At 71.3% G+C, this 9209-nt stretch carries 10 protein-coding genes and 1 pseudogene; 2 read left to right on the top strand and 9 right to left on the bottom strand.

Annotated elements, in window-relative coordinates; translation table 11 throughout:
- The 4 genes and pseudogenes from N912_RS0147570 to N912_RS59475 form a co-directional block, all read right to left on the bottom strand.
- A pseudogene (locus N912_RS0147570) lies at window positions 1-1599 on the bottom strand (hypothetical protein); the annotation flags it as partial.
- 347 nt (window positions 1600-1946) lie between these two features.
- A complete protein-coding gene (locus tag N912_RS0147565) occupies window positions 1947-3197 on the bottom strand; it encodes a methyltransferase domain-containing protein (protein WP_037070397.1) in 1251 nt (416 codons plus the stop codon).
- Window positions 3194-4150, bottom strand: a complete 957-nt coding sequence (locus N912_RS0147560) for an MvdC/MvdD family ATP grasp protein (RefSeq protein ID WP_425415404.1) — start codon at window positions 4148-4150, stop codon at window positions 3194-3196. The genes N912_RS0147565 and N912_RS0147560 overlap by 4 nt, the downstream gene beginning before the upstream one ends.
- A 24-nt stretch (window positions 4151-4174) precedes the next feature.
- A complete protein-coding gene (locus N912_RS59475; RefSeq protein ID WP_051581804.1) occupies window positions 4175-4510 on the bottom strand; it encodes a hypothetical protein in 336 nt (111 codons plus the stop codon).
- Window positions 4511-4638: 128 nt separating this feature from the next.
- Here N912_RS59475 and N912_RS0147550 point away from each other — a divergent pair, with 128 nt between their 5' ends.
- Complete coding sequence (locus N912_RS0147550; protein ID WP_028927950.1) at window positions 4639-4917, top strand: hypothetical protein; 279 nt, start codon at window positions 4639-4641, stop codon at window positions 4915-4917.
- A gap of 117 nt (window positions 4918-5034) precedes the next feature.
- On the opposite strand, the gene N912_RS0147545 is transcribed toward N912_RS0147550, so the two are convergent.
- Together N912_RS0147545 and N912_RS0147540 are read right to left on the bottom strand one after the other, a co-directional pair.
- Window positions 5035-5217, bottom strand: a complete 183-nt coding sequence (locus N912_RS0147545; protein WP_028927949.1) for a DUF397 domain-containing protein — start codon at window positions 5215-5217, stop codon at window positions 5035-5037.
- Window positions 5218-5247: 30 nt separating this feature from the next.
- A complete protein-coding gene (locus N912_RS0147540) occupies window positions 5248-6135 on the bottom strand; it encodes a helix-turn-helix domain-containing protein (RefSeq protein WP_084212097.1) in 888 nt (295 codons plus the stop codon).
- 198 nt (window positions 6136-6333) lie between these two features.
- Between N912_RS0147540 and N912_RS0147535 the strand changes: the two genes are divergently transcribed.
- Window positions 6334-6729, top strand: a complete 396-nt coding sequence (locus N912_RS0147535; protein WP_156994453.1) for a hypothetical protein — start codon at window positions 6334-6336, stop codon at window positions 6727-6729.
- 53 nt (window positions 6730-6782) lie between these two features.
- Here N912_RS0147535 and N912_RS0147530 read toward each other — a convergent pair whose 3' ends face one another.
- The 3 genes from N912_RS0147530 to N912_RS64865 all read right to left on the bottom strand — a co-directional run.
- On the bottom strand, window positions 6783-6965 hold the full coding sequence (locus N912_RS0147530; protein ID WP_028927946.1) for a hypothetical protein: 183 nt from the start codon (window positions 6963-6965) through the stop codon (window positions 6783-6785).
- 12 nt (window positions 6966-6977) lie between these two features.
- Complete coding sequence (locus tag N912_RS61415; RefSeq protein WP_051581803.1) at window positions 6978-7550, bottom strand: LysM peptidoglycan-binding domain-containing protein; 573 nt, start codon at window positions 7548-7550, stop codon at window positions 6978-6980.
- Window positions 7532-9209, bottom strand: a 1678-nt coding sequence (locus N912_RS64865; protein WP_037070396.1) for a hypothetical protein, incomplete at its 5' end; no start/stop codon positions are given. The genes N912_RS61415 and N912_RS64865, both read right to left, overlap by 19 nt.

Below are 9209 nucleotides of genomic sequence, written 5' to 3'. Positions count from 1 at the left end.
CTGGCCGCCGCCGGCGGCGCCGACGAGCTTGAGCACGTTGGACACGAAGTCGTCGACCAGGCCGGAGATCTGCTCGCCCAGGTCGCCGCCCTGGCCGGACTGGCCATCCGAGCCGGACTGGCCACCCTGGCCGGACTGGCCGGACTGGCCGGACTGGCCGCCCTGGCCCTGGCCGACGCCGACGAGCTTGAGCAGGTTCTGGACGAACTCGCCGGTCAGCTGGGTGATCTGTTCGCCGAGGCTGCCGCCGTCGCTCTGGCCGGTGCCGGCCTGCTGCGAGCCGCCGCCGCCCTGGCTGCCCTGGCTGTTGCCGGAGCCCTGGCCGCCGCCGGCCTTGCCGACCAGCTTGAGCACGTTGGAGACGAAGCTCTCGACCAGCCCGGAGATCTGCTCGCCGAGGCCGCCGCCGCGGTGGCCGGTGCCGGCCTGCTGCTTGCCGCCGCCCTGGCTGGCGGAACCGCCGGTGCCCTTGCCCTGGCCGCCGGCCTTGCCGACGAGCTTGAGCAGGTCCTGGACGAAGCCGTTGGTCAGCTTGGAGATCTTGTTCAGTTGCTTTTCGTCGAGCTTGGTGCGCATCGACGCCTGGGACGTCTTGCGGTGAGTGTCGTTGTCGCCGTTCTGGCTGTGGTGGTTGCGGCCGGTCGGTGGGCCTCGGGCAGGTTGGGTGGCGGGTTTGCGGCCGGACAGCGCGGCGGCTTGCTCGGTGCAGTCCGAGGCGCTCGCGCAGTCTGGCTGGCTGGATCTGTGGCCGGCGGCTAGCGCGGGGCCGGCGCCGGTGTCGGTGTTGGTCTGGGTGGCGCGGTCACGGCTGCCGGGCCGCGCGGCGGTGTTCGCGTTGCCGCTGCCGGGCTCGCCGGAGGTGTTGAGCTTGTGGCCGGCGCGCAGCGCGGTGGAGACCTGGTCGGTGATGCCGGACAGGCCTTGGCGGGCTTGGTCGCCGGCCTTCTTTCCGGCCACCGTGCCGACGATCCCGGAGACCAGGTCGACGACACCGCCCATGAACTCGTCGGCCCGTCCGGCGGACGATCCGCCTCGGGTGCCGGTGGAGGCGGGCTGTGCGGTGTTGACGCGAGGCCGGGGCAGCTGGCGCAGACCCTCAGGCTCGCTGGGCGGCTGGGCGGAGTCGGTGCGCAGGCGAGGACGTTGCACCGCGCCCTGGTCGCCCGTGCCGGTGGTGTTCGCGGTGGGCTTGCCGACCGCACGGGGCGGCGGCGCCACGGCGTCCGGCTGTGGGGCCGGCGCCGAGACGGGCTGGCGGACGACGGGCTTGGACACGGGGATCGCCGCGGTCGCCGCCGGGCTGGCGCCGCGAGCGCCGTTGGCCCGGGGCGGTGGGGGGACCACCGTGCCGTCGTCCGCCCCGTCGGTGTTCTGGTCGAAGTAGCCGACCAGCTCGACAGCGACGGGGCCTTCGTCGTGCGCTGCCGCCGTGTCGGCCTGAGCCGAGCCGCCGCCGCCCATGGAGATGAACGCGGCGGCCATCCACAGCATCAACGCACCGAGCAGAACCTTGCCGAACGAGAGCGAGCCCAGCCCCCGCGCACACAGCGACACGACGGCGCGCGTGCGCCGCCTGTCCACTGAGGTCGCGGAAGACACCGTGGGTCTCGCTCCTGATCGGAAGGTAGGGACTACCGGTGTGATCGGCACCAACCGCGGCTGCACGGCCTGCGGAGGAAACGTCCTCAGTCTCCGGGCATCTGCCCAGGAGGAAGCCGAGTATCGATCTGCCCGCTGCTGGAAACTCCCCAGGCGCAGGCCACACCCAGCGGTCGGGCGCTGCCACGGTGCACGTCACGCGGGGGCGCAATACTCAGGCCGTCAAGGCGCCAAGTCTGACCACTCGTGCAGGCCAGGTTACACATCCATACCGGCCGGTAGCAATCCCTGTTACGCCGATGCGAACGCGGCTACCCCAGCTCGTTGGTCGGATGGAGATGCCCGGTTCACGGCTGCCGGGGGCTCGGGATGCGAGGTACTGGTAGCTCCCAGCGGGGCCCGGAATGTGGATCTCGATACCAGACGTGGTGCTCGGTCGCGGTGGCGGTGAGGCCGAACTCGTGCCATGGGGGAGCGCCGAGGTTCTGCCAGCGGTGCCAGGCATCCTCGATGCGCTCGATGAGCGGGGTCGGTCCGGCTTCACGAACACCGTGGAGGCCGTCCGCGTCGGCTTCGTGGGTGATGTGACACCAGGACCCGTCGGGGGCGCGTAGCTCGGTGACGGGTGTCTGGTCGTGCAGGGTGATCGCCCGGTACATGCCGGATGGCAGATACAGCTGAGCGAGGAACGGAAAGCCTTTCCCGCCGTCGAGTTCCGCCGGGTCGACGTCGGTGGTGCGAGTCGTCGGTAGCTCGGTGGTGCGTCGGGGGCGGGGGACGTCGACGGTCGGCCCGGCGGCGGTTCTGCGACGCATGAAGCAACCCCACCAAGGCAGAAACCTGCCCTCCACCGCGGGCCGGTCCGGGAGCCGGCGCAGCGCCGCCAGGTTGCCGGCGCCGAGTGGTCCCTCGATATGCACGAGCGCGAGACCGCCTGGCCGTAGCTGGTCGATCCAGGCCAGCGGGACGCAGGACAACGCGCAGGTGGCGATGATCCGGTCGTAGGGCGCTCGGTCGGCGTGCCCGGCCGCGCCGTCGCCGGCGACCAGGGTCGGCGTGTAGCCGAGGCGGTCCAGGCGGCACCGTGCGTCGCTGATCAGGTCGGGGTCGATGTCGACGGAGGTCATGTGGTCGCCGCCGAGACGGTGCGTGAGCAGGGCGGCGTTGTAGCCGGTACCGGTACCGATCTCCAGAACCCGGTGCCCATCGGTCACCTGAAGAGCTTCGAGCATGCGGATCATCAGGTCCGGCTTGGTCGAGCTGGATACCGGCGCTTGGACGCCTCGCCCGGCGTAGTCGGCCAGCTCGGTGACGAGCGTGGTGGGGGAGTAGACGAGATCAAGCCAGCGGCGGGTGCTGTCGGGGTCGTGCGGCTCGTGGGCGATCCAGCGGCGCGGCCGGCGGTCGGGCGGCTTCTCCTCTTGGAGGTAGTAGCGCGGGACGAACTCGTGGCGCGGCACCTCGAGCAGCGCCTCGCGCCACCGGGGGTCGTGCAGGTCGCCGTCGGCGTCAAGCTGCTCGGCCAGGTGCCGGGCCATCGGCCGCCACACCGAGTCCGCCACCGAGGCGGCGGTGGCGGTCGAGCTGCGTACGCTCATCGATGGCTCTCCCGGGCGAGTAGTCGAGCGAGACTATCGCTGATCGGCTCCCCGGTGGCGGCCTCCAAGAACCCGTACTGGCCCCCGGGGTTGATCTCCAAGAACCAGATGGTCTCTCCGTCGGGGTCGACGACCAGGTCAAACGCGCCGTAGACCAGGCCGAGATCAGCCATCACGCCGCGCAGGCCTGCCGTCACCCGCTCCGGTAGCTCGATCGGCTCGCAGCGCAACGCCTGGTAGTCCGAGCGCCAGTCGACATACGACTCGGGCGAGCCGGCGTGGATCGCGAACGCGAACACCTCCGCACCGACGAACACCACACGACATTCATAGCTCTTGGGCGCCCAGTCCTGGATGAGATGGCAGGTCACGTCGATGCCGCGCAGGTCCGCGAGATCTTCACTGATCAGGCGCCGGGTCCAGCCCACCTTGTAGGTGCCGTCTTCCCAGATCAGGTTGGCGCTCAGCGGCTTGAGCACCACCCCGCTGGGCGCAGTGCCGGCGAAACGGGCCACCGCCTTCGGGTCATTGCCCACCCAGGTGCGTGGCACTCGCAGCCCGTACCGGCTCGCCGCCATCCACTGCAACGGCCGATACACCGCCGTCGCGGCAAGATCGGGCCGGTTCACCCACAGCACGTCGGGCAGCGACATCAGCACACCGCCGAACCCAAGCTTGGCCTCCCGCTTCGCGAAGGCGGCCTCGGCCGAGGACAAACCTGTCGGCATCTCGAAGGTGGCCGGAGTACGCACCCACACAGACCGCACGTCGTCGAGCTCGACCTGATGGTGCTCGGTACGCAGGCTCCCGTGCCACCGGCCGCTATCGAACTCGGCGTCCAGGCTCATGCGTTGCGGGAACCAGCTCAGGTCGACCCGCACGACCGGGACCCGCAGGTCGGCGAGCGCGAGGATCACCGAGTCGGCGGTGCGGTCCATCTCGCCGGCCAACACCAGAACCGTCATGCCCGGGCGGGCCTAGTCATCGTCGTCAGGGACCACTTCCCAGTCGTAGTCCTTCGACGGCCCCTCGTCACCGTCCTTGCTCGACACGGTGGTCCAGTCCAGCTTCGCCACCGGCGGTCGGGGCTCCCCGGTACGCACATGTACCGCGACCTGCCGCACCGGGCAGTACCGATACTCCTCGCTCGGCGTCGGCACACCGATCTCGACCAGCCATCGCAGCGCGAACGGCCGGGTCCGTCGGCCGGACGGCGGTTCGCTGCGTAGAGGGCAGGTGAAGTTGACCGGATTCAGCGGGAACTGGCCGGAGACCGTCACCAGCGGATCGTCCAGGTAGCGCAGCCCTGACATCGCGCGGCACCTCCCGTTCGGCGGCGAGCCGGTCACTGACGATACGGGCCGCTGATCGCTGGGTGAACAGCTCGACCACGACGCTCCGCGCCTAGCAACCAGGTCAGTTCAGCTGTCACCATCGTCGGATGGCCCCGCGCGTGCACCACCGAGCCAACTGCCGGCTGTGTGACGGCCAGCTCGTGTTCCTCGTCGGCGATCCGAGCGTGCCGTACGAAGAGATCGAGCCCAGTGACGGCGGGCCTGACACGCTGGTCGAGCACACCGAGCAGCGCTGTGAGTTCCACAGGTTCCTGACCCCCGCCCCGGGCCGGCACGTCCTGCCCGGCGACGCCAACTGGATCGACCGGAGCCACGTCGCCGGCAGCTCCGGCCCCCGCTGGACCCGGACTGATCTAAACCGCTGACACAGCCCTGCCGGTCACGGCCAGGCACTAGCCCGCAAAATGCCTGGTCACAACCCGTGAGTGGTTAGCGTTGTCATAGCAACGCTAACCACTCACGGGTTCTGAGCTGCGGAAACGTCAGTCGAACTCGCCGTTCTTGACGCCGTGGATGAAGGCGCGCCACTCGTCGGTGGTGAAGTGGTGCGGCGGCTGGGTGGGGTTCTTGGAGTCGCGGATGGCCACTTTGGTCTCGGCGTGCATTACTTCGACGCAGGTTGGTCGGCCTTCGTTGGGGCTGTAGCTGGACTTGCGCCAGGTCATCGGGTCGTCCTTCCGAGGGTCATCGTGCAGTCACGGCGACTCGGAGGACGTGCCGGCCAGGAGCGCGAGGAACCAATCCGACTGCTCCGGGGCGAGGCTTGCGTTCCGCTGCTCCGTCCAGAGGGTCTGGTACGTCGCGACGCTCTTGTTGTCGTGCAGCACGGCCAAGGCGCCGTAGTTGTCAACATAGACCAGGTAGAGCGGAGGTTTGCCCGGGTCGAGGTCGTACTCGGCGATGCAGTACTCGACGCTCTGGCCGAGGTACGGGCCGTGGCTGAACGGCACGATGCGGATCGTGATGTTCGGCCGCTCGCCCAGCTCCCGTAGTCGCCGAAGCTGCTTGTGCATGATCGTCGACGACCCGCCCATGTTCTCCATGCGGGCCAGCGCGGCCTGGTCGATGACGAAGTCGAACTCCTGGTCCAGGTTGTCCAGGACTCGCTGGCGTTCGATCCGATCGGCGACGAACTGGTCGACCTCGATCGGCGCGGGCGCTGGGCGTTCTCTGCGAGCCAGGTCGACGATGTAGTCCTCGGTCTGGAGCAGGCCGGGCAGGACCATGCACGCGTGGCCCGACTGGCGGGGCGCGCTCTCCTCCAGGTCGATGACCTTGCGGATCTCGTCGCGGGGGAACTTCCACCGCAGGTGACCTCGCGGCGGCTTCTTGGCTCCCTCGGTGGCGTGGGCGTGGAGCTTCGCTCGGTCCTCGTCGGTCGGGTTGAGCTGCCCGAGCAGCTTGTCTAAGTCGTCGTGCGTGACGCCGTGGACGCCGGTTTCGAGGCGCGCGACCTTGATCTGCTTCCAGCCGCAGGCACGGGTGACGTCCACCTGCGTGAGCCCGGTGCGCATCCGCAGGTCGAACAGTCGCCGGCCGAGAAGCAGCGTGTGAACGAACGGTGGCACCGGCGCTCTACTCATGGATTGACCTTAGCGCTTGCCGGAGAATATTCACACCCAGTACGGTACGGCAATGGGCCTCGCTGGTTGGTGGTACCGGGCGTGTGCGGCGGTGTTGTCGTGCAGCGCCGCGCCCGGACTCGGCGCTGCCACCTCTTACCGCCAGCGAGCGGGCGCGCCACGGCCGGCAGGCGCCGAGTCGGCCGTGGCGTGGCCCTGATGCGCCGGCGCGCGCGGTACAGCTGGCTCACGTGCGGCTTCCGGGGTGTCGCGCACGCGGTGCTGGACGAAGCCCGGTTCACCCACCGGTCTCAGGGGCTGTGCGGGACGTGGTTGATCCCGGGCAACGAGCCGGACGGGCCGAAGTGCGCGGCCTGTTGGGCGTGCATCACCCCGGACATGTCCGAGCGGGGCGGCGGGCCGATGCGGGTGCACTTCATACTCACGGCCCCGAACGCCCGCACCGTCCTCGCGCGCGGCGCCACGCCGACCCACGAGCTTGCCGTCCACAACTGGACGAACCTCAGCGAGGTCGCCCGGATGGCCCGCACCAGCGAGGTGCACGACCAGCTCGGACAGATGCTGATCATGTGGGTCTGGCGGGACGCGCGCTGAACCCGTGAGTGGCTAGGGCCGCTATGACGGCCCTAGCCACTCACGGGGTGCGGTCAGTTGTGGTTGGCCGACCGCCGCGATCGGCGTGCCTGTTGGCGGTGTTGCGGGGTGCAGTACCTGTTCTCGTTCTCCCGGTTGGGGACGTGTGGCAACGGGGCGTCGCAGCCGTCGAGCGCGCAGCGGCGCACCTCGTCCTCTTCCTCGTCGGGGCGGCGGAACCGCGGGGTGAGATCCATGGTGACCTCCCCCTAGGCCCGTACGCGGAGGCCGGCGCCGGCCGGGATGCGGTCGGGGTCGGTGATCCACGGGTTGAGGGTGAGCAGGTCACGGACGGTCAGGCCGGTCGCGGTGGCCAGGGTGGTGAGGGTGGCGCCGGGCTGGATGAGCTGGACGCCCGGTGTTGGGTGGCCGATCCGCAGCGACTGGGCGGGGCGGATCAGGTTCGGGTCGGTCAGGCGGTTGTCCTCGGCGATTCGGCGGTAGTCGACGCCGTGGCGCAGTGCGATCGAGGCGAGGGTGTCGCCGGGGCGCACCTGGTAGGTCCGGTCGGTCGGGCGCTGCTCCGGTGGGGGCGAGGCCGGCCGGCGGGCCGCCGGGGGCGGGGCGGTTGTGGTGGTTGCGGTGATCGCGCTGGGGGTGGGCTGGGGCGTGGGGGTGTTCGCCTGCAGCGCCAGGTTGGTGAACAGCGCGAGCAGCGCCGCCACGGTGACCAGGGCGACCAGCCCGGCCACCCCGACGAGCGTGCGGTTGCGGACGAACCGAGCCCGAAGTTCGGACTGGATATCGGACGTGACGAGCAGGATCAGTGTTCGGTGTGACATCGGGTTCTCTCTTTCGCGGATCGGTTTGGGGGATGCGGTTGCGGGCGGGGGCGGGGCGGTCCGCGCGCCCGGGCGGTCAGCTCGGCGAGCGCGCGGCGACGGGCGCGGTCGTCTTCGTCGTCCTGGGGGTTGGTGAGGCCCTGCGGCCAGAGGAACTTGGTGATCCGGACGAGAGGGGGCGGGCCGCCCGAGCCCTGGCCGCCGCCGGGGCCGGCGCCGGCCGGTGGGGGGCTCGGGGCGGAGGCGGGCCCGGTGCCAGCGGGGAGTCGGGCCAGGGCGAGGCCGACCACGGCTAGGGCGGCGGCGGTGACGGCGGCGGTGAGCGGGGCATGGGTGGCCAGGCGGGCCAGGCCGTAGCCGAGCAGGCCGAGCGCGGCGGCGACGGTGGCGAGGAAGGCCGGCCTGGTGGCGTGCTCGGGATGGCCGGGCTGGGTGACCAGGTTGTGCCGTGACAGGTAGGAGAAGCCGAGCACGACGGGCACCAGCGGGATCACCGCCGCCGCCGCGGGGGTGCCGGCCAGCTGGACGGCCAGCAGGGTCAGCGCGATGGTGATCAGGGGATAGGCGGCCCGGAGGGTCCGGCGGATCGCCGGGCGCCGGCTGGGGTCGGGCCGGCCGGTCCACACCGCGTGCGCGACCGTCACCGCGTGCGCCAGCAACCCGGCGTCGGCCGGCACGAAGAACCCGCTCGACCACGGCCCCACCCCGGTGCCGGTCAGCAGGCCGATCGTGTCCAGCACCAGGAAGGCCGCCCAGTTCAGGACGTTCACGACGGTGAGCGCCCGCGCCCACCCGCCGGTGACGGCCCAACCCAGCGCCCAGAACAGGTCGACCGCGCCCCACACCGCGTAGGCGAGGAACCCGGTCGGTTCCGCCCAGCTCGACAGGTCGGCGGCGTGGGCGGCGGCGGGGGAGGCCAGCGCGGCGGCCACGGTGAGCGCGGCGACCACGGCGAGCCGGGCCAGCTGCCTCTTCAGCGCGCGCAGCCACGGGGGCGCCCTGGGCTGGATGACGTAACGCCAGGTCAGGTAGGCGAGCAGGGCCGCGGCGACGATCCGTCCGGCGGTCGAGGAGGTGATCGGGTCGCCGGCCAGGAGCATGACCGCGCTCGGCGCGCCGGGTGCCGGGGGTTCGGGGTGCAGCTTCGCCGTGGCGTCGGTGAGCAGCGCGGTCCGGTCGTTCGGTGGGGTGGTGGGCAGGGTGGCGGCGAGGTTGTTCAGGGCGTCGACGGCCTCGGCGCGGCGGCCGAGCCTGGCCAGCAGCGGGTCGAGGCGGATGAGGACGTGGATCAGGTCGAGCCCGGCGCGTTGGAAGCGCGCGTCCTCGGGGGCGAGCGCGCGGATCGCGGCGACCGGTTCGCGGTAGGCGGCCAGGTCGGGCGTGGCGTGCCAGCGCACCAGGTCGGTGAGCGCGTGACGGTCGGCGCCGGCGTCCCGGCCGGGCTTGCCGGTGATCACGGTGAGCAGCAGCGAGGCGATCTCGGTGGCGGGTTCGTCGGGGATCGCGGCGAGGCCGTCCAGCGCCTCGACCAGCCTGGGCGGCAGCAGCCGGTCCAGGGCGGTGCGCTCGTCGGGCGGGGTGGCGGCGATCCGGCGCAGCTCGGCGAGGGCCAGCTCCCAGCGCGCCGGGTCGAACTCGCCGGGCCGGAGCAGGGTCTGC

The sequence above is a fragment of the Actinospineispora acaciae DSM 45401 genome (assembly GCF_000620785.1).
In the GTDB taxonomy this organism is placed as follows: Bacteria; Actinomycetota; Actinomycetes; order Mycobacteriales; family Pseudonocardiaceae; genus Pseudonocardia; species Pseudonocardia acaciae.
Note: the sequence above shows the minus strand (reverse complement) of the source record. Positions and strands in the feature narration are given on the sequence as shown.

What these genes read in the sequence shown, in the direction of transcription:
- N912_RS0147565 (WP_037070397.1), bottom strand. Translation starts at nt 3,197, where the DNA reads ATGAGCGTACGCAGCTCGACCGCCACCGCCGCCTCGGTGGCGGACTCG.
- N912_RS59475 (WP_051581804.1), bottom strand. Translation starts at nt 4,510, where the DNA reads ATGTCAGGGCTGCGCTACCTGGACGATCCGCTGGTGACGGTCTCCGGC.
- N912_RS0147550 (WP_028927950.1), top strand. Translation starts at nt 4,639, where the DNA reads ATGGCCCCGCGCGTGCACCACCGAGCCAACTGCCGGCTGTGTGACGGC.
- N912_RS0147545 (WP_028927949.1), bottom strand. Translation starts at nt 5,217, where the DNA reads ATGACCTGGCGCAAGTCCAGCTACAGCCCCAACGAAGGCCGACCAACC.
- N912_RS0147540 (WP_084212097.1), bottom strand. Translation starts at nt 6,135, where the DNA reads ATGAGTAGAGCGCCGGTGCCACCGTTCGTTCACACGCTGCTTCTCGGC.
- N912_RS0147535 (WP_156994453.1), top strand. Translation starts at nt 6,334, where the DNA reads ATGCGCCGGCGCGCGCGGTACAGCTGGCTCACGTGCGGCTTCCGGGGT.
- N912_RS0147530 (WP_028927946.1), bottom strand. Translation starts at nt 6,965, where the DNA reads ATGGATCTCACCCCGCGGTTCCGCCGCCCCGACGAGGAAGAGGACGAG.
- N912_RS61415 (WP_051581803.1), bottom strand. Translation starts at nt 7,550, where the DNA reads ATGTCACACCGAACACTGATCCTGCTCGTCACGTCCGATATCCAGTCC.